We start from the raw sequence: 22,962 nt of genomic DNA, 5'->3' as shown, positions 1-22,962 counted from the left end.
TGTTAATTGTCTATAATTCTTTCTTCTGTTTTATTGCGCTCTTTTGCATCAATTATTTCTGGGATATAATACCCTATACCGCACCGTAAAAACAAATGTGGAACCTTGTTACTTCAGCCACCATGAACCGATTGCAATAAATAATATCGTGACAATTACCATGAGTACTAAGTACCAATCAGGAACGTAAAACATATTGACCGAAAGTAACATAACCATCCTCCTATACTAAGGTGAACAGGCTAAACGTCTACGGGTATCACTTGAAAGATCCAGTAATTTCATTTATTTCACCTAACTCAATCCGGTTTCCATCCGGGTCTAAAAATACAGCGATGGTTCCCCAATCAAACGCCAGTCGTTTATTGATGAAATTCACGCCACGCTTTTCCAGTTTATCTGCTGCTTCATCCAGGGAATCCACGTCAAATCTCAGTACAGTTGGATTTCGCTTTCTATTTTTTTCACTTTGGGAGCTATAGCCACCCTTTTCAACCATTAAATACCCACCGGAAACAGTAAATATCACCAGATTTTCTTTTACATTTCTGACTTCCAGCTGTAGTATATTTTTATAGAAATCAATGCATGCTTCGTAGTTTTCAACAAATACTATCGTTCCAAATTCCCTAAAATTCACGTTACACCTCTTTCTGAAGTCTGCTTAAGTCTTGCCAGCCATAAGCTGTCTCCTTCAGCTCTGCCCCGCCAATCGTTATATCAGCCGTATCAATCTTTTCACCGCCCAGTTTTTCATAAAAGTGCTTGGCACCATTCCCTTCCAGAACCCACACCAGCATGGAATTGATGCCGTTCCGGACGAGTTCATCCACAACCGGCTCTACAAGTTTTCTGCCGATACCTCTTCCCTGATAGTCTTGCAATATGTAAATAGCATAGAGTTCCCCGTCATATCCATCAAATTTTCCTTCTCGTTCCTGACCGCCTGTGGAAAACCCGACAATCTCACCATCATCCATTTCTGCTACAAACACAATCATCTTGTGCACGTTTTGCTTCCATAGTTTTGTTCGATTTTCGTAGTTTAAACTGTCCAGAAATGCATCGGGAACAATATTCTTATATGTAGTCCGCCAGCTGTCAACATGGACTTTTGCGATACCGGATGCATCCTGCTGTGTAGCTTTTCTGATTTTCATAGACTCCCGCCCTCCTTCTATTAATCCTTATCCAAATCATCCCTGGGATAAAATTTTCCTTCTTGATAGCCGTTTTTTTGCTTCAGCATTTTCCCAACCTCAGAATTGTCGATTCCGTGCCTGACAGCGGTAGTTATGACAAGGTATGCGATGTAAGCTAATAATGCAAAAAACGCTAAATTTATAAGCAATCCCACACTAAATTCCTCCATTCACCCCATAATAATATATCAATATTCCGATAGTTTTGTATTAAAAAGAGAGGCAGCGTCCCCTCTCTTTAATACAAGCTTCCTTTTTTCTTGCCAAGTGATGGTTTTGTTTGAGCATCCTGCACCATCTCGATATCAATGCCTTCGTCTATTTTCCGTGCGCTCATCATCGTAAACAGATATGCTGTACCGAGCGAAATAATTAGCATCAGTACAATTCCAGCGATGACAACCAGAGCCGGGCTGGCTGCTTTCCAGGACAGGATAGTGTAAACAAAGCCTGCGACTATGCCAAAAAAGCCTCCGATATTTTGACTGGCATCCTGTGCAAGATCCATTGCTTCTACCGGGAGAAGCAGCATGACGTATGGGATCAAAGCAATAAGCAGATACACATAAGAAGCGATTAAGAGTATCATCGCTGTTCCGAATTTCAGCCTATTCTGTGGATTGGCAGGATTATATTTGGCCCCGATCGTCCCGAGCCACATGCCGATACCGCTGATACCAACCGTAATTACTGCCTTCATCGCAATGCCGCTGATGAATTGAAGTGGCGTCCATCCTAGGAAAATGCCAATGATGATTTCAATCAGCGTTAATAGCCCAAAAGGAAGCAGCCAGCTGACCCACAACTTTCCAATGGCAATGTCTTTCCCCGATAATGGAAGGACACGCAATATCCAGAGTGATTTTGCCTCTCTGGCAATCGTTGAGCTGGAAATCTGCCCGTTAAACATTGAAAAAATGAATAGAAAAATGGCCTGTGCGATTGGCCAAGTCACTTCATTCGGGCCCTGCAGATCACTGAGACTGGCTCCACCCGACATGGCACCAATGAATCCGAACACAAGAAAGAAAACAATTGGCAGGAACACGAGCCATTCCCGCATATCGCGCTTAATCGCATACCATTCTTTTTTCCCGATAGCGATTACAGGATGATGCAATTTCGGTCCGGATTTTTTTGCCGTCGTTTTCTTCCGTTTTTCCCCCCTTCCTTCACTTAATTTTACCCAGCCGGTCCGGAAGCCTCTTTCCACGAGCGTGGAAGTCAGGATGAAAAAAATTGCTGCCAACGCTAGGATCATGATGAAAGGTACGAGAAAGTCTACTGATCCGGCGGCTGCGCCAATGATCGCATCACTCGCCCATGTAATTGGCAACCATTCGGGAAAGAGCGGCAGCCCCGCTAAAATCATCTCAGGTAATGGACGGTCGTTTGCCATGGTGGGCAGCATGAATATAAAGTAAGCGACTATACCGGACAGCATGCTCATCACCGTCATAAATTCATTTGCTTTGCTCGCCGGGATAATCTGGACTAGAACCAGGTTAAACAAATACGCGATGGAAAGTCCGATAACAATAGTGGAACACAAAACAAGCATCACGATCGGATAATACAGCCAATTTGCGCTTATAAATGCACCATAAACATAGATTGGAACGATATAAAGAACGAATACCAGCAATGGGATGCCGACAAAGCTTTGCAAATATTTTACCCAGAAAATGTATCTGGCTGGAATTGGCATCGTAAACAGCAGATTCAGGTCCGTTGCTGAGTATAAGTGTTTGAACACTTGCGGCATTCCCAGAAGAATGATAAATCCGATAACCAATAAAAATCCATATGACAGAATACCGACAAAAACCGGTTCAGTAATAGCATCTGCTATTGCCCAAATTCCTGATGATAGCCAATATAACAGGATAGCAAATACCGCGAACATCACCAGATAACTGAAGTAATTTTTTCCAGGCTGTGATTTCGCTGTATTTATCATTATTTTCCACTGATTTTTCAATAGGGCTTTCATCATTTGGCATCACCGTTATCGGAAATTTCGGTGATCATAGCCTGCTGATCCTCGCCGCCGGTTAGTTCAAGGAAAATATCCTCCAGGCTCTGGTCGGCATCATCGCTTGCTTTTAGCTCATCCATTGTTCCAAGTGCAATAATGTCACCTTCGAAAATAATACCGACCCGGTCACACATCTGCTCGGCGATTTCCAGAATATGTGTGGATAGAAAAACGGTCATGCCGTTGTCGCAAAGTTCACGAAGCAAGTTCTTGAGCGTGCGTGCGCTTTTCGGGTCCAGCCCGACTGTCGGCTCATCCATAAACAGTACATCTGGATTAGAAGTAAGTGCGCCGCATATCGCGATTTTTTGCTTCATCCCATGAGAATAGCTTTCGATTAAGTCATTTGCCTGCTCGCTGAGGCTAAACAGCTGCAGCAGTTCTTTGGCTTTCGATTGGAATTGATCTTGCGGAATCTGAAAAACAGACGCAACGAATTCAAGATAATCCCATCCGGTTAATTTCGGGTAAAGATTCGGCTGATCAGGCACATACGCAATTTTCTTCTTTGCATCGATTGGATGCTGCCAAATATCGATACCCCTGATTTCTGCCGAACCACTTGTCGGTTCCAGCAGCCCTGTCAGCATTTTGATCGTCGTCGTTTTCCCAGCACCATTCGGTCCGAGAAACCCGAACAATTCACCCTTTTGCACCTCAAGATTTAAATCTTTTACAGCTTTATGTTTCCGATATGATTTTGCCAAATTGGTCAGTTTGATTGATGTACCTTCCATTGTTTTCCCCCTTCCAGAATATATGCTATGTCCATTATACCAGAGTTTTTTCATGAATTATTCCTTGTTTTCATGATTTTACTTTTCTATCTACATAAAAAGTTCGGTTGCCAATCCATCCACCGGTTTTTGTTCTAACTTCAGATAGATGAACTTATAAACAGAATTTCGCCATTTGCTAATAAAGGGAAAACTTGACATAAATCATAGTTAACTCAGGGTTTACAATTTTAATAGACAATGCTATATTTAATTTATTCAATACATTAAGAAATTATTTAACAAAGTTAATTCCAAATGGTACAGTTGGAGTGACCAAAGATGTTCATCCATTAGAAATGGGGTTAAGAATCATTCGATTAAGATGCGTGAAAGCTCTATTCCTATCACCAAAAAATGATCGCAATGAAGAAGTTTTGAATGAATGTTTTCGAGTTATTTTGCACACTGTATTCCATTTACAATTTTTAAGGAGGTTTTACAAATGAATCAAACATACGACTATATAATCGTTGGTGGCGGTAGTGCGGGTTCTATACTCGGAAACCGTCTTAGTCTAGATAAATCGAGCAGTGTTCTTGTTCTGGAAGCGGGACGTAGTGATTATCCATGGGACCTGTTTATTCAAATGCCAGCAGCTTTGATGTTTCCGTCAGGCAATCGCTTCTATGACTGGATCTATTCTACGGATTCTGAGCCTTATATGAATGGACGGCATGTCGCGCACGCCCGAGGGAAAGTACTCGGAGGATCGAGTTCCATCAACGGTATGATTTACCAGCGTGGCAACCCGATGGACTATGAACGGTGGGGATCTGACCCAGGTATGGAAACTTGGGACTATGCACATTGTCTGCCGTATTTTAAACGACTGGAAACAACCTTTGGAGCAGATCCATCTGATGAGCACCGCGGCCACCATGGTCCAGTTAAATTAAAGCGCGGTCCTGCAACGAATCCTTTATTTCAGGCCTTTTTTGATGCAGCTGTTGAGGCTGGTTACTCGAGAACCCCCGATGTAAATGGTTTTCGTCAGGAAGGGTTCGGTCCATTCGACAGTCATGTGCATAACGGAAGACGAGTGTCTGCTTCACGTGCATATTTGCGCCCTGCTATGCGACGCAAAAACCTTACAGTAGAGACGCGTGCTTTTGTAACCAATATCAATTTTGATGGTACTCGAGCCAATGGCGTGACATACCAAAAGAATGGAAAAACCTATCATGTTAATGCGGGCGAAGTGATTCTTTCCGGTGGTGCATTCAATACGCCGCAACTGCTTCAGTTATCAGGTGTGGGAGACGCCGACCATTTACGATCACTTGGCATTAACCCGATCGTTGACTTGCCAGGTGTGGGTGAAAATCTTGAGGATCATCTTGAAGTATATATTCAGCATGCTTGTCCGCAGCCTGTTTCGGAACTACCTAGCTTAAATAAAGCAAAAATGCCTTGGATCGGCTTGCAATGGCTACTAGGACGTACTGGCCCGGCAGCATCGAACCATTTTGAAGGCGGCGGTTTCGTCCGTTCGAATGAAAATGTTGATTATCCGAATCTGATGTTCCATTTCCTTCCGCTTGCCGTTCGATATGACGGGCAAAAAGCGGACACGGAGCATGGATTCCAGGTACACGTTGGACCAATGTATTCCAATTCCAGAGGAAGCCTGAAAATTCGTTCGCGTGATCCTTTTCAGCATCCAAGTATCGTATTTAACTATCTATCAACCGAAGAGGATCGGCGTGAGTGGGTTGAAGCAATACGAGTTTCGCGGGAAATCCTTTCTCAGCCAGCGTTAGCACCATACAATTCAGGTGAAATCTCACCTGGTCCTTCTGTTCAAACGGATGAGGAAATTCTGGAGTGGGTAGCGAATGACGCGGAAACGGCACTCCATCCATCCTGCACAGCGAAAATGGGTCCTGCTTCAGATCCGATGGCTGTCGTAGATCCGCTGACCATGAAGGTTCATGGCCTGGATAATTTACGGGTAGTTGATGCATCTGCTATGCCGCATACAACAAATGGAAATATCCATGCCCCGGTATTGATGTTGGCAGAAAAAGCAGCGGACATCATCCGAGGACAAAAACCAATGAAGCCTGAGTATAAGGACTATTACCGTCATGGCGTACATCAGAAAGACGCAGGCACCGTAAAGATGTAAGAACCTGCCTCCATACATTGAGATGGAAACCCATTTTAAAAAATCCGAACTGATTCGACATCGAATGTTGAATCATCGTTCGGATTTTTATTTAATACTCTTTGCTACTTAATGTGAATTAGTAGTTAGTTTAATTAAGGATTTTCTCCAAAATAACGGAACCCCTTAATCCCAGACTGCCTTTTTTACATATCATGATGTGGGTTTTGTTTTTGTCGTGAGTGGTTGCGCTGTTTTACCTTATGAGAGCCTTGTAGTGGTTCACCGTATGGCTGTTTTGGGCTTTTTGGCAGATTCGGCTGTTCTTGCTGTTTTGGTCCTTTAGGTTTTCCGCCCATAGTTGAATTCCTCCTTTGCAGTTTCACAGATAGCTTTTGAAGGAAAAAAGGAATCTATACGGAAATACCTTCTGGCCGTCAAAATGCTGTTCTGTCAGGAAGCCAGTCCTTTTCCGCCTTTACGGGATCCGGATTTGAACATTTTTACATATGGAATGAAAAAGTTGATCAGCACACCTGAAATAACGGCGTTGATTAGCGTGCCAATCCCGATTGCACCGTTAAACATAAATCCCACGATGACAAGAACAATACTGATTGCTGCTCGTGAATAGGAAACATTCCATCCAGTCAGGTTCGATACGACTAACATGGAGCGGTCCATTGGATTTGGGGCAATTTTGGATTGCAAGTAAATGGCGACACCAAGGGCCATTAGTACAATCCCCGGCACTAGTACTGCCCATTGGCCCAACCACGTGACCGGTGCCACAGAATCACGGAGCAAAAACAGCCACGAGTCAATTCCAGCTCCTGTCACAATGGAAGTGATCAAAGCAAAAAACTCCGGTCTTTTCCGATCTGCCAACGCATTACCGAGAATCATGGTCAGGCCCACTACATATTCCCACGTGCCGACCGTCAGCCCAAACGTCCGGTTCAGACCGACCAAAAGCGCATCATACGGCGAGGCACCGAGCGATGACTGAATCGTCAAGGCAATCCCAAGGGTTAAGAGAATAATCCCAGCTAGGTAAAAATGGATACCGGCACGGATCAGCCGCATGATGATCACTTCCTTTCCAGACTTCCCTTACAGTATACGAAAAAATGGGCTTTTCGCCACCTAATGCGGCGAGAAGCCTTTTTTATCCCAATCCGATTCATTTGACCTATTCTTCCAGTGTAACAAAAAACAACTATAAAAGGAAACAGAACTTTTACAAAAGAAACGACTTGATTTACAGATTCATCCGGCAAATTCCCCGCAGCGCGGCGGCTGCCCGCACGCATCCAATCCCAGAAAAGTACACTGTGGAATAAGGTGCGAAAGGAGAGGATAAAATGAGCAAAAAGCAGCTATATTATTTGCTCGGGTTCGGCCTTTTGGTTATCATACCACTTACACTTGCGATCTTTCTGGGTACTTCGTCTGATGGGTCCGATTCATCAAATGGAAACAATAGCGATCAAAATGGAGATAACAAACAAGACGAACAGAAGGATGGACAGAATAATGATCAAGAAAATGGACAAAAGGATGAACAGAAGGAACAGAAAATTTATTGGGGTGTCGACTCTGCCAGCAATTCAGATAAAAACCTATATCAATGCACAGCTGATAACTTTGGCAAACCGAGCGTGTGGGGGCGCTATCTTGGCGATAAAGAAGGAGTCTCCATCGGTTTAGACAAAGATGAAGCAGCTTTCCTTCACGATAAAGACGTTCAAATCCTTCTCATTTACAATCATTTCACCGACGCAACTGGGTACGATCATGGTGTAAAAGAAGCAGAGAAGGCCATCGAATACGCAAAAAATTTAGACGTCCCTGAAGGAGTTGCCATTTTTGGTGACATTGAGCCAAGTTTCCCTGTTGACTCTGCATTTATGGAAGGCTGGTATGACACACTTGCCGATTCGAATTACGAACCAGGGTTCTATGGCGTTTATGATAAAGGAAGCGCACTTCTGGAAGCCTACAATGCCATGAAAGAAAAAGCGCAGAAGAACACCGTCGTCTGGACTGCACAACCCCAGCAGGAACCAACCACTAAATCCAATGCCCCTGACTACAACCCGCAAGGACCGGAAAACGCTATGCTTTACGGCTGGCAATACGGTATTGAAGCTGAGCAGTGCTCCATCGATACAAACTTGTTCCAGAATGAGTTGCTCGATTATCTATGGTAAATCCGTATACTGCCAAAACAGCAAAAGGAAGCCCTTTAAAAAGGCTTCCTTTTGTTTTTCCCCATTATTCTGTGACCCATTCATTGACAAGCTCCTGATTTTCCTCGACCCACTTTCGGGCACCGTCAATCGGTTCTTCAGCATCACTTACATATGTCATAAGCTCACCAATTTGCTGATCATTCAATTTCCAGTTTTTCATCCATTTACTGACTTTCGGAAAATCGTCAGCAAAATTCTGACGGGTAGCATGATAAATCTTTTCCGTCTGACCATACACATTCTTTGGATCCTCGAGGAATTTCAAGTCATACTGAGAAAACACACGATGCGGACTCCAAAGAGGGGAGACAATTGGTTCCTCGTTAGAAATGGCATCGTCAATTGCCGTAATCATTGCAGGCTCCGAGCTTGGCATTAGTTCATAATCAAGATTGTATTCCGGGATAAGTTCATTTTTGGTCACTTCCATGGTGCCGGCACCGGAATCGAAACCAGTGATTTTCCCATCAAACATCTCTTTATTTGCATTCAAATCTGCAATGCTATTGATATCTTCTAAATAGCTAGGAACAACCAAGCCTACTTTAGCATTATCATACCATGCCTTCTCCGCGAAAAACACTTCATCCTTATACTCTTCCAGATACGCCTTATCCTGAATGGGGAGCCATACTTCCAAATTAATATCCAGTTCACCGGAAGCCAATGACTGCATGATGACCCCCATATCGAGCAAGTTAAGATTCACCTCATACCCTTTTTCTTCCAGGATTACTTTCCACATGTTCGAAACGGCGATATTCTCAGCCCAGTTAATTTGCGCCATTTCAATCGTTCCTTTATTTTCCGATTCTCCGCTGCTTTCCGATTCATTAGCAGATGAATTATTTCCACATGCCGCCAGCAGAATGATTAATGTCAGTCCCAGTATGAATTGTTTGCTTCCAATAAAACGCATAAGCGTTAAAACCTCTCCTTTGTTTTATACTTGTGTGTTGTTTGGATCCTTTGGCAGAAATTCAAAAATCTCCTCGGAACGGATACTTGCCACGAGCCGTTCCAACCAGCGATAATACGTCTTGGAATGATTGAGCTGTTCATAGATTTCACGTGCCTCTTCAACCAGTTCTGCCGAGACATTTTCATCTTCAATAATCTCATCAAGCTCAAATTCAGCCTGCTTGATGGCTTCCATATTCATTTTTGCCTCACGGTCCCACATCTGACAAAAGTAAGACATAAATGAATGGAAAAAGTCCTTCTCCGCAGCATACGTATGTTTTCGTGATCCACGCTGGAATTTTTTCTTAACCATCTCAATTTCCTGCAGTTTCCGGACACTTGTACTCATGCTTGGCTTGCTCATATCAAGCTCTTCCCGCATTTCATCCAGATTCATCTGATCCTTGAAATACATGGTCGCATATAATTTCCCGGCAGCCGGGGTCACGCCGTATACATCCATTGTTTCAGCGATGGCCTCGATCACATGTCCTTTAGCACTTTCCAGTTTATCCCTGGCCATCTCATCATTCGAAGCGGTCATATCTTCACCTGGCCTTTCTTTAGTTAAATTAATTAAATACTTTCTTTACAAACTTAATATTAACGTATTTTACAGATATGTCAAATAGATGTTGCATTTTTTGGCTTGAAGTACCTTACTACGATTAGAGATCCGGTGTCAAAGCTTAATGAACATCACGTTTGCCGGATACTTTCCTTAGGAGTTCATTGGTGGGAAGCACCCCTATCTACCCTATCTTATGATGGAAAACAACTACTCTTAGAAATGAGCATTTCTTTTTGACAAAAAAATAACCGCATGTTAAATTGTATTTGTTCAAAGTATTAAATAACTTTTTAACAAACTTAACTGAATGATGGAGGTTTACCGTTGGATATCAAAAAACAATTCATTGATGGCTCATGGATCACTTCAGCATCCGAAGCAATCCGTGACATCATTAATCCTTATAATCAAGAAATTGTTGCGAAAGTCACCGAAAGTGATGCAACGGATGCCAAAAAGGCTATTGCCGCAGCACGCCATGCATTTGATCACGGTGACTGGCCAGCAGCACCAGCGACGGATCGCGGCAAAGTCGTTCATAAAATTGCCGATTTCATTGAACGGGACAGAGAAGAACTCGCGGAGCTGGAGTCACTCGACACCGGCAAAACCGTGGAAGAAAGCCGAGGAGATATGGATGATATCGCAGGCGTTTTCCGCTATTATGCCGAAATGGCTGATAAAGATGGCGGCGAAATCATTGACTCCCCCATCCCGAACTCGATCAGCAAGGTCATCCGTGAACCTGTTGGAGTCTGCGGGCAAATTACACCGTGGAACTATCCGCTGCTGCAGGCATCCTGGAAATTAGCGCCAGCACTGGTGGCAGGCAACACACTCGTCATGAAACCGAGTGAAATCACACCACTGACCTCCATTAAAGTATTTGAATTGATGGAAGAAGCCGGAGTACCAAGCGGTGTTGCCAACCTGGTACTTGGTCCGGGTAATTCGGTCGGTGCCGAACTTTCTGCCAGCGATGATGTTGACTTGATTTCGTTTACCGGCGGCATTGAAACAGGTAAATCAATCATGCAGGCAGCCAGCTCCAATGTGAAAAAACTGGCACTGGAGCTCGGCGGTAAAAATCCGAATGTCGTTTTCGCCGATGCTGATTTCGAAACGGCCGTCGACCAGGCGATGAATGCGGTATTTTTCCATGCTGGTCAAATCTGCTCAGCAGGAACACGACTAATTGTGGAAGAAAGCATTCATGATGACTTTGTTGAGGCGCTGGTCAACCGGGTCAAAACTATTAAGCTTGGGAACGGATTTAACGAGACCACGCAGATGGGTCCACTCATTTCCCAGAAACATTTGGATAAAGTAACCAACTATGTCGAAAACGGGAAGCAGGAAGGTGCGACAGTTGCAGTTGGCGGCGGACGTCCTGATGAGCCGGAATTGCAGAACGGCTTTTTCTATTTGCCAACGGTCCTGACCGATTGCACAACGGATATGCGTGTGGTTCAGGACGAAGGATTCGGACCGGTCATTACGGTGGAGAAATTTACAACAGAAGAGGAGGCAGTTCGTCTGGCCAATGACTCCATTTACGGGCTTTCCGGTGGCGTGTTCACCAATGACATTGCTAAAGCCGAGCGCTGTGTCGCCAAAATGCGCATGGGAACAGTCTGGATTAATGAATTCAATCTATACTTCCCACATGCACCGTGGGGCGGATTCAAACAGTCCGGCATCGGCCGCGAACTCGGTAAACCAGGCTTGGAAGAATATCAGGAAACAAAGCATATTTTCCAGAATCTGAAGCCGGAGCCGCTTAACTGGTTTTAATAAATTTTTAAATGCGTGTTCAAAAAGGAGCATAAAAAGGACCGAGAGCAACTTGGCATTGCACCAAGTTGCTCTTTTAATGGGTTACAAACCGATCAATCGAAAAAAATTCAGCCGATAAATTGTGAACTTTATCATTTCATTTGTGAACTTTAGCGGATTCATTTGTGAACTTTATCATTTTTACTGTCAACTTTAGCGAACCCATTGTGAACTTTAGCGAATCAGCAGTTTATTCACGTCGATTTTATACTTTCTTCCACTTGTGTTGCCAAATTGATCAAAATTTTCTTGTTGTATCAATCGCTTAGCTGTATGAATGGAATCCACCTGCAAAAATTCCCGGGCCTGCCGATTATTGATGTACTCCCCCACCAACAGAGCGTAATCTGCCAAAGCCGGCCGGTGTGCTGTTGTGGAAGTGCATCCGCAAGCCAAACACCGCCATTTCCCGCCTTTCCACCGCATCGGAACTTCCCCGCACTCCGAACAAAAGACACCTTTTACCAGATCATCATAATCCATATTCCATGTTTCCATTCCACCATCTTCTTCCGGCACATGTTCTTCAAGCAACCGGTAAGAGAGCTCCATTAGCTCATGTTCAGAAAAAAGCGGGGTTTGATACTTTTTCATAAATGCTTCCATTTTTGGAAGTGCTTTATCACGATGCATGACAATATCTGAAACAGCTTTATCATTAGCGATATTTCGGAGGTACGTATCATCACGGCTGTAGACAACTATTTTTTTGATTGGTACAGGGGGAAAGCCAAATTTGCGGAGCCAGTTTAAATATCTTCTATGCTGAAGCTTCACCTGTTCAATCGGATTACCAAACAACTCCACTTCGCCATTTCTGGTGCGGTAAGCCTGTCCCATCTCATCAAAGTTCATATGATCATAGATATTTTTCACTTCCATAATGAGATGGAAACAGCGTGTTAATAGAAGATAGTCTAATTGAAAATGTCCATATTGATCAGGGAGCCTTATATAATGGAAAATAAAGAAGTCGTCCTCGGGGAGAAACTGGAGCTGAAAATTCATGGATTCTTCGCCCTTATAACCGGAGAATAAATTAGTTGCTCTATTGCTGATTTTTTCTTTAAAGAGATGACTGACTGGGGTTCTTCTGGCGAGTGCTTGTGCTTGCAGGATATGCCGGGGGATTTCAAGAGGTTTGATAAACAATAAAGCACGACCTTTCTTATTTAGTTTTACTATCTTATTCAACGTTTTTCAGGAAAATCCTGCTTTTTCATTCTAAGCTCTTTCAAAAAATGTGAACTTTATCATTTGATTTGTGAACTTTAGCGGATTCACTTGTGAACTTTATCATTTTTACTGTGAACTTTAGCGAACCCATTGTGAACTTTAGCTAACTAGCAAACTCACTCCGCTTTACAACAATCATTATTCCCAATACCCCGGGTCCGTCATCCGCATTTCTTCCACCGCATCCTCAAGATCAGACGGTGTAATCAAATAAACCGGATAATGCCCTTCAAACGCCTGTGCTTCCTGATAAAAATAACGGTTACTGCCGGGGAATTCCTCATCCAAGATCAGTAAGCAGCCGTCGCTTTTGTCAATCAGCCATTTGTTGCTCGCCTGATATTGATATGGGCCACTGTAGCCGCCTTTATAAAGCGGCCTGAAAAAGTCGGCAGCTGCTGTCATTTCCCGGTAAATTTGCTGGACCGGCTCTGGCCAGCGTTCATCCTGATTTTCGAAAGGCGGAATGAGGGCAAGTTTAATATCGTATTCATCCCGCAAATTCATGACGACTTCGCCCGCCCATAGTTCGACGCCCATTTTGCCGGAAATCAGCACCCATTCAAGTCCTTCTTCGATAAAGCCAATCAGCCGCTTTTCTATGGCTGCCTTGATATAGGTAATCCGTTCATCGTCCGGTTTAAAAATGTTCAATTCCATTGATTTATAGCCTGTCACCGTCAATACTTTCATTGTGTCTTCCGCCTTCCTTCACCAATCTCCCGCGCGATTCCATAGCCAAGCCAAACACTTATACCGTGAACCGGCCCTTTCGAAAAATCGGACCATCATGCACATATGTGTGGTATTCACCGGATTCCCCCATCGGACAAACATCGTGATATGTTAAGATGTCGCTGACGAATGATGCATCCAGTTCGCGGCCTTCCCAGCTTACCGGCAATTTTTCCGGATCGGTTTTAATCACTTCGGCACGAAACCCGAGCGATACAAAATCCCGCAGCAGCGCCGGTACCTTCGCTTGATCCGACCATAATGGATAAACTGCCTCAACACCGGCACGCCCGGCAATTTGCTCGCCCCACTCACGATGGCCTTCTAGATAAATATCTCCAAAAGCAATCCCATCAATCCCGTAGCGGCGTTTCATTTCTTTTATGTGAAAAACAAAATCGTCGCCATACGTGTAAAAATCTGTTTCGATAAAATGAATCGGAATCCCGAAACGCTCGGCCTGTTCCTGGACACGGGAACGCGTTTCATCGTGTGCCACTGTCGTCTGTTGATCTTTCCAGGCCGTTGTAAGCAGGCACTTCACCTCGATACCTTCACGTTCCAAGTAATAAAGCGCCAGACAGCTGTCCTTCCCCCCGCTAAAAGATAGTGCGACTTGTTTCCCCATCAAGCAACCCCCTTGTAAATGTTTCATAAATGCCATGCAAACGCATCTTTATGGTAACACCGTTAGATTCAAAACAACAGTCACACCCCATAAAACCAGCGTGTATTATCGTATAATCGTTCATAAACCTCACCGGCTGACATACGCTTTATGCCGGCAATCTCAAGAATAGACTGGTGAATCATGTGAGGGTGGGTCATTTTCCCTGCAAAAATCCCCTCAAACGGCCATGGTCCATCCGTCTCCACCATCATTTTCTCCAGCGGATACTTCCTGGCCAACTCCCGCGTTTTTTCCCTATACAAAACATCCGGTGTGACCGATACAAAATAACCGTTCCCAACCATCCGCTCTGCTGTCTTCCTGTCCCCTTTAAACCAATGAAAATGTGCCTTGGCAGCCGAATGCTTTTCCAGCAAATCACAGACCACCGGCGCATCGTCATAGATAGCATGCAGAGCAACAGGCTTATCCAGCTCCACCGCCTTCTGAATAAATAAATCTAAAATATCGATAGACACATCCCTAGAACCCGCCTTGCCTTCCCGGCGCAAGTAGTAAGGCAGCCCGACCTCTCCAACAGCAGCTATCGTCTGCTGATGATAATCTATTAGCGCCAGCAGATCTGCGATTTCTTCATCAGGTGGAAGTGGCTGTTCCGGATGAAAACCAATTGCCGGTTTCACGCGGCTGTCATCCCGAGTGAGCTGCAGATTTTTCCGTGCTGAATCCAAATCATTTGAAACGGTGATGAGCTCATCTACTCCACTGGCTTCCATCTCATGAAGAATCAGGGAGCGCTCGTCGGGTGTATACCTATCAAGATGAATATGTGCATCGATTATCCGGTCAAACATGGGTACCAAGTCCTTTGCGGAAATTTTTTATCACGGAACTTCCATCGTTACTTCTTATACTATCAGTTTCAATATTGTTCGTGCCAGTTCCTCATGCAACGGTTTTTCCTCCCAATTAAATGATTGGATTGTTTTTGACTTTTCAGATACCATAGTAGTATTCGGTAGACAAGGAGAGGAGAAAACCTATGGAAGCAGCACTTAAAAATATCCAGTCCAAGCTCGAATCTATTTTTTCTCATTTACATACCTACCCGGAAGTCAGCTGGCAGGAGTACGACACAACCGCTTATATCAGACAGCTATTCGAGCCATACGACTGCCACATCACCACATTTGACGACTCACCCGGTCTTGTGATTGAAATCGGACATGGCAAGCCGGTAATCGGACTGCGGGCTGACATCGATGCGCTATGGCAGGAAGTGGACGGGGAATTCACGGCGAATCATTCATGTGGGCATGATGCTCATATGACAATCGCCATCGGTACTTTAATGACCCTTCTTGAGACCGGCTGTCCAGCTCAAGGTACATTTCGGTTCCTGTTCCAGCCGGCAGAAGAAAAAGGTACCGGCGCATTGTCCTTTGTTGACAAAGGCCTGGTAGATGACGCTGACTTCCTGTATGGCATGCACTTGCGCCCGGGGGAAGAACTTGGTCATGAGCAGTTCGCACCGGCGATCAAACATGGCGCTGCCCGCTTCCTGAAAGGAACTATCCGCGGTGATGATGCCCACGGCGCCCGGCCGCACTTGAATGCAAATGCCATTGAGATTGGTGCGGAACTTATTCAGCATCTCAACAACATCCATATTAATCCGATGATTCCGCACTCCGCCAAAATGACAGCTTTTCAAGCAGACGGCGGAAGCACCAATATTATTCCGGGCAATGCTTCTTTTTCACTGGATTTGCGTGCCCAGACGAACGCTGTCATGAGCGAACTTACCGAAAAAATCAAGCAAATTGCCGGAATGCTTGCCAACTACCATCAGGTGTCCATCGACCTGACAACCGGTGCGGACATCGCAGCAGCAGTCATTGATGGAGAAGCAGCGGCAATGATGATGGATGCGATCAGGACAAGTGCCGGCCCGGAAAAACTACGCCCCACCATTACAACAACCGGTGGCGATGACTTTCATTTTTACACGATTAAAAGACCACACTTGAAAGCAGCAATGCTGGCGATTGGATGTGACTTATCACCCGGTCTGCATCATCCGCACATGACGTTCAAACAGGAGATCATACCACAGGCCGTCCGGATTTTAACAACGGCTTTAACACAGACAGCTGAAAAACATGCTGACATTCGCTGAAAGGAGACAACCACCAATGACAGAATCAATCACCATTAAGCAGCTGACGACAATGGACGAACTACACCATATGCAAGAAGTCGAACAGGCTGTATGGGCCATGTCCCCCAACCCTGTTCACCAAACATATACCGCCATGAATAATGGTGGTATTATCCTTGGTGCTTTTGACGGGCAGAAAATGATCGGATTTCTCTACAGCTTTGCAGGTTTTGATGGAGAGCGGCCATACCTTTGCTCCCACATGCTCGGAATTTTGCCTGCATACCGGAAACAGGGACTCGGGAAAAAAATGAAGCGCGAGCAGTACAGCCTCGCTCGGCAGCAAGGCTACCCGATGATCACCTGGACGTATGACCCGCTCGAGAGTATGAACGCCTATTTGAATTTACACCAGCTCCGAGCAACCGGTGCCCATTACAAGCCGAATTACTATGGAACGATGACGGATAAGCTGAATCAAGGTTTACGGACGGACCGGTTCCAGATTGAGTGGGACCTTACAAAAGATGAAGAGCCAACGAAAGCGGAAATCGACACAAACCGGCTGCTGATCCGCCTAAAGCAGAGCGGTGAACCGGTATCCAATCTTGCCGTTTTTGACGTTCGTGAAGACAGCTGGTTCGTTCCCATTCCGGAAAACTTCCAGACAATCAAACAGGAAAATGTGGAACTAGCGAGGAAATGGCGGGACGTAACCGGGGATGTGTTCAGAGAATTATTTGCTGCCGGATTTATCGCATATGACATCCTGCGCGACAATGCACAGCAAATCAGCTATTATTATTTTTTGAAGAAGAACAAAAGCTAACCAGGGGGAATAATCAATGACGATACCAATGAAGCAAATAAAACTGAGAAGACTGAAAATGTCGCTGACCAATCCATTCACAACCAGTTTCGGGACACTCCAGGAAAAGGAGTTTTTCATCACGGAAGTGTTCGATGATGAAGGCAGACGCGGATTTGGCGAGTCGGTTGCATTCACAAGCCCATGGTACAGTGAAGAAACAGTTGAAACCAATCATCACGTCATGAAAGATTTCCTAATCGGCCTGCTGCGGGAAAATAATATTAATCACCCCAACGATGTCTTGGAAGTTTTCAAGCCGATAAAGCGCAATCACATGGCCAAGGCTGCTTTGGAAGGTGCCGTCTGGGATCTTTACGCTAAACAGAAAAGAATCCCGCTTGCCGAGGCACTTGGCGGCAGTAGACAAGAAATCGATGTTGGCATCAGTATCGGGATACAGCCGACAGTGGATGACCTGCTCCAAACGATTGATCAGCATGTCCGCGAGGGGTATAAACGGATTAAAATCAAAATCAAGCCAGGCTGGGATTATGATGTCCTAAAAGAGGTAAGGAAACATTTTCCAGACACACCAATTATGGCTGATGCTAATTCCGCCTACACATTACAAGATACAGAACACTTGAAAAAATTGGATGAGCTTGGACTAATGATGATTGAACAGCCACTGGCCCACGATGATATCGCGGACCACGCTCAGCTGCAGGCAGCATTAGCGACACCGGTCTGCCTTGATGAAAGCATTCATTCACTGAACGATACAAGAAAAGCGATTGAACTGGGCAGCTGCAAAATCATTAACATTAAAATTGGCAGAGTCGGCGGGCTGTCCGAGGCGAAGCGAATTCATGACTACTGCAGAGAGCATAGTATTGACGTCTGGTGCGGCGGCATGCTGGAAGCCGGGGTCGGCCGAGCGCAAAATATCGCCCTGACCACCCTTCCGCAATTCGTCCTCCCGGGGGATACAGCGGGCTCGGCTCTTTACTGGAAAAAAGACATCATTAAGCCCGAAGTGACGGCTGCCAATGGTATTATCGCCGTTCCAGACAAGCCGGGCATCGGCTATGAAATTGATGATGAGGCACTGGAATCATTTACTGTCAGCGAAGAAACTTTTCCGTTGTGAGGGGTTAGTTGCACCTGATGGGTTATTTGTACCAGAAGACCGGGAAAATGAGGTGACCATGGCCGGCATCAGCCTGATTTGCGCGTGGATTTCAACCAGTTCGGCTGGTTTTTAACTTTTGCGTGGGGGATCTCGACCAGTTTATGTGGGTTATCTCAACCTGATGGAGACAGGTATCAACCGGTAACGGCATATAGCAACCGGTCCTGGGAAAAAAATCAACCGGTTTCCAGGAAATATCAACCGGAGCTCAGCATATTTCAACCGGGAACCGGGAGTTATCGACCGGAGCTCAGCTTATATCAACCGGTAGCCGGAAGATATCGACCGGTCACCTCGAAATATCAGTCCGTTCAACACGAATATCAACCAGACAGCGGTCAATTGTCGTCTCGGGCAGTGTATCCTTTCCCACTCCGTCACCACAAAACAACATCACGAAAAACATCCCTGCCTCCCGATAGGAGCAGGGATGTTTTCCATGATGGAAATCTGCCAGATCCAATTCGTCATACAGCAAGTGACTCCCAGCCAGATGCTGGCCTCGGTCCATCAGTTGGTGAACGTTTCCGTCAGATTGGTAACGATTTGTTTTTTACGGGAGACGACTCCTTTTAGAATTGCACGATTGTCCGCATCAAGTGAAACGTTGAATCCTTTTTCAACATTGTCTTTTGCGCTGCCCAGTGCGAGCACGTCGGAATCGTTGTTCAGGATGCCGGTTGCTACAAATAGGAACAAATCAAGATTTTTGTCATTGATGATCTGTTCTATTTCTTTTTCAATAGCTGCTTGATTTTGGTAAATCTCGTTTGTGTCAACGGTGTTCACTTGTGCGATTTGTACTTTTGCATCGCCCATCGTGAATTCTTTCGCATCCATGGTAACGAAATCGAGTGCGGATTTGTCACTGACATCCGCTCCTGCTTTCAGCATATCCAGCCCATATGTCTCAAGGTCCACACCGGCAATCTCTGCCAATTCATAAGCTGCGTCCACATCCACTTGCGTACAAGTTGGTGATTTAAGAAGAAGTGAATCGGATATGATGGCCGAAAGCAAAAGACCCGCATTTTCTTTAGAAACAACAACACCGTTTTCCTTATGCATTTTATTCAGAATTGTTGCTGTGCATCCAACCGGCTCAGCGCGGAAGTACAGCGGTTCTTTCGTTTCAAAGTTAGAAACACGATGGTGGTCAATAACTTCGGAAATGCGTACGTCCTGGATATTGTCCACACTCTGCTGGAATTCATTATGGTCAACGAGGATAACGTCCGTCACATCATCATCTACTTTTTCGATAAGCTGCGGTGCTTCAACACCGAAATGGTCAAGTGCAAATTGTGTTTCCTTATTGACTTCACCAAGTCTTACGGGCTCTGCATCCATGCCAAGCTGTTGTTTCAGATCGGCATAAACGAGGGCAGAGCAGATGGTATCTGTATCAGGACTTTTATGTCCAAAAATTAGTGTCTTAGCCATATTCATTACTCCTTTATTTTATCGTCCATCCAATAGATTATCATAAAAATATGTCGATTGAACACTAATTTGTTGTTTGCAATGTTTCCGTCACGTTCCATATTTTATCATAAGCATTATAATCATTTAGTGCAACATCAAGGTCATGAAACATACGGTGCAGTTCACGGACATGGCCTGTTTCTTTCTCATTTGCTGCGGCTTTGGCGAGCTCCTGTATATGCTCCAGATCCTTCTTCAGCGCCTCATCCTCCACAGATGCCAGTTTTTCCTCAGCGGTTTCCGCTATTTTCGTTGCCTTCTCCTGCTGACGCTCCCAGTCAAGCGATGAAATGCCGCCATATCCTGTCGTCTCGTTATAAAAATCATGTGATTCCGAAATGAATGCGCCAATATCCTCATTTTCCTTGCCGACCGTATCCCGGACTTCCTCTACTTTTTCCACGGTTTCCTGTGAAATGTCATCTTTTTCTGTTCCCTTGTCATCGTTCCCGCCGGCAGCAGAGAACGAGTTCAAATCCAATATATTAAAAAAGAACAGGGATGACCCAATAAGTGTTACGGCAACCACACTTGTCAATGTCCAGCCGAACCATCCCATCGATAAGCCTTTCCGTTTTCGCACAGAGACACTCCTAACGTAACTGACTGTTGCTTCTTATAGTATGACATATAAGGTACACATTTTTTAGTATAATACTAAAAGAGGATGTTCAAAAAGTATCCAGGCTGTTTACCAAAATCTATGGTTGACAAATTAGATGTCATTTTGATGTAAGCAGTCGCTTCGGAAAAACACTACGCTTTCCGTGGGCTTGTCCTCAGCCTCCTCGAAAAAGAAGATCGCTTTTTCTGCGGGGTCTTCACACTGCGCATTCCCACAGGAGTCTCCGTGTTTTTCCTCCGCTAGTTAGTACCATACTCATTCATTTCAACCATAGATTTTGGTGTTGACCCAGTATCCATTTAAAAATTTTCATTATACCATTTAATGATGGACTGTCTGGTTGTTCCATTGTCTATTTCCTCCACTTCAAATCCCCTGACGTAAACAACCCTTACAAAATATTCATTTCCGTTTCTAAATCTGACCAGACAATGGTTTTCTTCTGGGGCAGGAACAATCTCAACAATGGACTCATCCTGGTAGTAGTCGTATATTTTTTCCTTTTCACTTTCTTCTAGCTCCCACTGATCCGGCTTGTCTCGGTCTGGGGTGTCATGCACTTTTTGTGAGCCGGCCAATTTTTCACTTGCTTCTTTTGGCTTCAGCATATCATAAATGTTTTGGAGCAGGCGAATATTCTCGGCAAATCCGATAAACAGCATCCCGCACACAAAACCGCCGAGTGTAAAAGAAAAAAACATCGTCCAATTCGCTCCAGGTTCCATTATCAGCAAGAGACCGATAATCACCCCTGCCCCTATTTGTGCTGCTCCAATCATAAATAATATTTTGGCAATCCGGTTTTCATTCATGCCTATACATCCCCTTTCCCGTACTAATTTGATCATAACAAGTTATTTCTTTATTTTCAGCTTTATTTTTCTTATAGTTGAAGAAGCTGAAGAGAAAAGAAAGGATTTTTCCATGAAAAAATATATTGTGATAGGGGCGGGCGTCCTTGGTGCGTAAACGGCTTATAAACTTGTGAAAGCAGGTGCTGACGTTACCATTATTGACAAGCATCATACTGGCCAGGCGACAGATGCGGCGGCAGGCATTATCTGTCCATGGCTTTCCCAGCGCCGGAATAAAGCGTGGTATCAGCTTGCCAAGGGTGGCGCACGTATGTATCCGTCACTGATTGACGAGCTTGCTGCCGATGGCGAAACCGATACGGGTTATGCACAAACCGGAGCCATCAGCATCCACACCAATCAGGAAAAACTGGCTGCTATGAAAGAACGTGCACTTAAACGCCGTGATGATGCGCCGGAAATTGGCGATGTCACCCTTCTCGACCCAAATGAAACCAAAGCAGTATTCCCGCATCTCGATGATAGCTATGGAGCGGTACATGTCGGCGGAGGCGCCCGGGTCAATGGGCGAGCCATACGAAATGCTCTTATACGCGGTGCACAAAAACGTGGGGCGAAAATGGTAAATGGAAATGCGCATTTATTGCAAAACGGATCTACAGTAACAGGGGTCACCGCTAACGGCGAAACAATCGAATGTGATCAAGTGATTGCCGCATGCGGCGTCTGGATGAACGAGCTTCTGAAACCCTTGAATATCCAGTTTCATGTCACACCTTTAAAAGCGCAAATCCTGCATTTACAGACCCCAAACGTGAATACAGCTGACTGGCCCGTCGTTATGCCGCCTAATGACCAATTCATGTTGACATGGGATGACCGGATCCTCGTTGGTGCAACACATGAGGATCATGCTGGATTTGACAGCCGTATTACTGCCGGCGGTGTAAATGAAATCCTGTCAAAAGCACTGGAGATTGCACCGGGCCTTACTGACAGCACCATTCTGGAGGCTCGCGTCGGATTCCGTCCGCATACGCCAGGCTTTTTGCCCGTGATCGGTCCGGTCCCTGGAGTCGACGGTCTCCTCGCTGCCAATGGCCTTGGTTCTTCGGGACTCACAACCGGCCCTTATGTCGGACAGCAGCTGGCCAGCCTTGCTCTTGGAGAAGAAACGGAAATCAATCTGGCTGACTATGATGTGGCTGGCGCAATCGGGAACTAAATCTGCTTCCGGACGCTCTTCATTTACAGTCATACATGATTTTGCTAATCTGATGACAGGGATAATTGGGGGGATCACTGTGAACAGTAAAAAAGTTGTTCTGCTTGTTGTTGCCATTACGTTGGCCATTCTGATTTTTGGCTGGTTTTTTCTAAAAAATGTCATGATCAACTTTGATGTCGATCGTGATACATCCCAGCCTGCTCAGACCGAGATGCAAACTGTATACGGTCAGTTGTCATGAAATACGAAAGGGAATCAGTACGCTGCTGATTCCCTTTTACCTATGCCCAAG

At 45.0% G+C, this 22,962-nt stretch carries 24 protein-coding genes and 1 pseudogene; 8 read left to right on the top strand and 17 right to left on the bottom strand.

The features are described from left to right. Positions 1-259: 259 nt before the first annotated feature. The 5 genes from ACFSUO_RS11485 to ACFSUO_RS11465 all read right to left on the bottom strand — a co-directional run bounded on the left by ACFSUO_RS11485 (position 260) and on the right by ACFSUO_RS11465 (position 3,977). Positions 260-640, bottom strand: coding sequence for a VOC family protein (locus tag ACFSUO_RS11485; RefSeq protein WP_382394174.1), 381 nt, complete (start codon positions 638-640; stop codon positions 260-262). Between the two features lies 1 nt (position 641). Next, positions 642-1,160, bottom strand: coding sequence for a GNAT family N-acetyltransferase (locus ACFSUO_RS11480; protein ID WP_382394172.1), 519 nt, complete (start codon positions 1,158-1,160; stop codon positions 642-644). A 20-nt stretch (positions 1,161-1,180) separates the two neighbouring features. After that, positions 1,181-1,357 carry a hypothetical protein gene (locus ACFSUO_RS11475; protein ID WP_382394170.1) on the bottom strand — a complete coding sequence of 59 codons (177 nt, stop codon included), beginning with the start codon at positions 1,355-1,357 and terminating at the stop codon, positions 1,181-1,183. 83 nt (positions 1,358-1,440) lie between these two features. Continuing rightward, positions 1,441-3,162 carry a putative ABC transporter permease subunit gene (locus ACFSUO_RS11470; protein WP_382394168.1) on the bottom strand — a complete coding sequence of 574 codons (1,722 nt, stop codon included), beginning with the start codon at positions 3,160-3,162 and terminating at the stop codon, positions 1,441-1,443. Between the two features lie 32 nt (positions 3,163-3,194). Continuing rightward, complete coding sequence (locus ACFSUO_RS11465) at positions 3,195-3,977, bottom strand: ABC transporter ATP-binding protein (RefSeq protein WP_382394166.1); 783 nt, start codon at positions 3,975-3,977, stop codon at positions 3,195-3,197. A gap of 484 nt (positions 3,978-4,461) precedes the next feature. Between ACFSUO_RS11465 and betA the strand changes: the two genes are divergently transcribed. Continuing rightward, positions 4,462-6,147, top strand: a complete 1,686-nt coding sequence (gene betA, locus ACFSUO_RS11460; RefSeq protein ID WP_382394164.1) for a choline dehydrogenase — start codon at positions 4,462-4,464, stop codon at positions 6,145-6,147. Positions 6,148-6,332: 185 nt separating this feature from the next. Here betA and ACFSUO_RS11455 read toward each other — a convergent pair whose 3' ends face one another. Together ACFSUO_RS11455 and ACFSUO_RS11450 are read right to left on the bottom strand one after the other, a co-directional pair. Further along, positions 6,333-6,485, bottom strand: coding sequence for a small acid-soluble spore protein P (locus ACFSUO_RS11455; RefSeq protein WP_382394162.1), 153 nt, complete (start codon positions 6,483-6,485; stop codon positions 6,333-6,335). Between the two features lie 94 nt (positions 6,486-6,579). Next, positions 6,580-7,212 carry a YczE/YyaS/YitT family protein gene (locus ACFSUO_RS11450; protein ID WP_382394160.1) on the bottom strand — a complete coding sequence of 211 codons (633 nt, stop codon included), beginning with the start codon at positions 7,210-7,212 and terminating at the stop codon, positions 6,580-6,582. Between the two features lie 278 nt (positions 7,213-7,490). Here ACFSUO_RS11450 and ACFSUO_RS11445 point away from each other — a divergent pair, with 278 nt between their 5' ends. Further along, positions 7,491-8,339 (top strand): glycoside hydrolase domain-containing protein, encoded by an 849-nt coding sequence (locus ACFSUO_RS11445; RefSeq protein WP_382394158.1) that lies wholly within the window; start codon positions 7,491-7,493, stop codon positions 8,337-8,339. A gap of 64 nt (positions 8,340-8,403) precedes the next feature. Here the strand turns inward: ACFSUO_RS11445 and ACFSUO_RS11440 are convergent, their stop codons facing one another. Both ACFSUO_RS11440 and cudC read right to left on the bottom strand, forming a co-directional pair. Beyond that, entirely contained in the window at positions 8,404-9,300 is an 897-nt protein-coding gene (locus ACFSUO_RS11440; protein ID WP_382394156.1) for a glycine betaine ABC transporter substrate-binding protein, read from the bottom strand. 24 nt (positions 9,301-9,324) lie between these two features. Beyond that, a complete protein-coding gene (gene cudC / locus ACFSUO_RS11435; protein WP_382394154.1) occupies positions 9,325-9,888 on the bottom strand; it encodes a choline uptake/conversion transcriptional regulator CudC in 564 nt (187 codons plus the stop codon). A gap of 351 nt (positions 9,889-10,239) precedes the next feature. On the opposite strand from cudC, the gene betB reads away from it, so the two are divergent. Beyond that, positions 10,240-11,709, top strand: a complete 1,470-nt coding sequence (betB, locus tag ACFSUO_RS11430) for a betaine-aldehyde dehydrogenase (protein WP_382394152.1) — start codon at positions 10,240-10,242, stop codon at positions 11,707-11,709. 216 nt (positions 11,710-11,925) lie between these two features. Here the strand turns inward: betB and ACFSUO_RS11425 are convergent, their stop codons facing one another. The 4 genes from ACFSUO_RS11425 to ACFSUO_RS11410 form a co-directional block, all read right to left on the bottom strand. Next, a complete protein-coding gene (locus tag ACFSUO_RS11425) occupies positions 11,926-12,945 on the bottom strand; it encodes a nuclease-related domain-containing protein (protein ID WP_382394150.1) in 1,020 nt (339 codons plus the stop codon). A 180-nt stretch (positions 12,946-13,125) separates the two neighbouring features. Continuing rightward, positions 13,126-13,680, bottom strand: coding sequence for an SLOG family protein (locus ACFSUO_RS11420; protein WP_382394148.1), 555 nt, complete (start codon positions 13,678-13,680; stop codon positions 13,126-13,128). 58 nt (positions 13,681-13,738) lie between these two features. Continuing rightward, on the bottom strand, positions 13,739-14,350 hold the full coding sequence (locus ACFSUO_RS11415; RefSeq protein ID WP_382394146.1) for a Dph6-related ATP pyrophosphatase: 612 nt from the start codon (positions 14,348-14,350) through the stop codon (positions 13,739-13,741). 80 nt (positions 14,351-14,430) lie between these two features. Next, positions 14,431-15,207: a TatD family hydrolase gene (locus ACFSUO_RS11410; RefSeq protein ID WP_382394144.1), complete on the bottom strand. Its 777-nt coding sequence runs from the start codon at positions 15,205-15,207 to the stop codon at positions 14,431-14,433. Positions 15,208-15,395: 188 nt separating this feature from the next. On the opposite strand from ACFSUO_RS11410, the gene ACFSUO_RS11405 reads away from it, so the two are divergent. Genes ACFSUO_RS11405 through menC form a run of 3 tightly spaced genes read left to right on the top strand, consistent with a single transcriptional unit; the run spans position 15,396 to position 18,475 of the window. Beyond that, complete coding sequence (locus ACFSUO_RS11405) at positions 15,396-16,532, top strand: M20 peptidase aminoacylase family protein (RefSeq protein WP_382394142.1); 1,137 nt, start codon at positions 15,396-15,398, stop codon at positions 16,530-16,532. 16 nt (positions 16,533-16,548) lie between these two features. Further along, positions 16,549-17,343 (top strand): GNAT family N-acetyltransferase, encoded by a 795-nt coding sequence (locus tag ACFSUO_RS11400; protein WP_382394140.1) that lies wholly within the window; start codon positions 16,549-16,551, stop codon positions 17,341-17,343. Positions 17,344-17,359: 16 nt separating this feature from the next. Then, a complete protein-coding gene (gene menC / locus ACFSUO_RS11395) occupies positions 17,360-18,475 on the top strand; it encodes an o-succinylbenzoate synthase (protein ID WP_382394138.1) in 1,116 nt (371 codons plus the stop codon). A 331-nt stretch (positions 18,476-18,806) separates the two neighbouring features. On the opposite strand, the gene ACFSUO_RS11390 is transcribed toward menC, so the two are convergent. The 4 genes from ACFSUO_RS11390 to ACFSUO_RS11375 form a co-directional block, all read right to left on the bottom strand. Beyond that, the gene (locus ACFSUO_RS11390; protein WP_382394136.1) at positions 18,807-19,028 is read right to left on the bottom strand and encodes a hypothetical protein; all 222 of its coding nucleotides are present in this window, start codon (positions 19,026-19,028) and stop codon (positions 18,807-18,809) included. Continuing rightward, positions 19,028-19,960, bottom strand: a complete 933-nt coding sequence (locus ACFSUO_RS11385; RefSeq protein ID WP_382394134.1) for a manganese-dependent inorganic pyrophosphatase — start codon at positions 19,958-19,960, stop codon at positions 19,028-19,030. The genes ACFSUO_RS11390 and ACFSUO_RS11385 overlap by 1 nt, the downstream gene beginning before the upstream one ends. 64 nt (positions 19,961-20,024) lie before the next feature. Further along, positions 20,025-20,585 (bottom strand): hypothetical protein, encoded by a 561-nt coding sequence (locus ACFSUO_RS11380; RefSeq protein WP_382394132.1) that lies wholly within the window; start codon positions 20,583-20,585, stop codon positions 20,025-20,027. Between the two features lie 341 nt (positions 20,586-20,926). Next, positions 20,927-21,439: a hypothetical protein gene (locus ACFSUO_RS11375; RefSeq protein WP_382394130.1), complete on the bottom strand. Its 513-nt coding sequence runs from the start codon at positions 21,437-21,439 to the stop codon at positions 20,927-20,929. 112 nt (positions 21,440-21,551) lie between these two features. Between ACFSUO_RS11375 and ACFSUO_RS11370 the strand changes: the two are divergent. Together ACFSUO_RS11370 and ACFSUO_RS11365 are read left to right on the top strand one after the other, a co-directional pair. After that, a pseudogene (locus tag ACFSUO_RS11370) lies at positions 21,552-22,667 on the top strand (NAD(P)/FAD-dependent oxidoreductase). Between the two features lie 79 nt (positions 22,668-22,746). Next, positions 22,747-22,911 (top strand): hypothetical protein, encoded by a 165-nt coding sequence (locus ACFSUO_RS11365; RefSeq protein ID WP_382394128.1) that lies wholly within the window; start codon positions 22,747-22,749, stop codon positions 22,909-22,911. Positions 22,912-22,962: the final 51 nt, after the last annotated feature.

Source organism: Lentibacillus juripiscarius, assembly GCF_042685205.1.
GTDB lineage: Bacteria > Bacillota > Bacilli > Bacillales > Amphibacillaceae > Lentibacillus > Lentibacillus juripiscarius.
The sequence above is the reverse complement of the archived record's forward strand: the minus strand, read 5'-3'. Positions and strand labels throughout refer to the sequence as shown.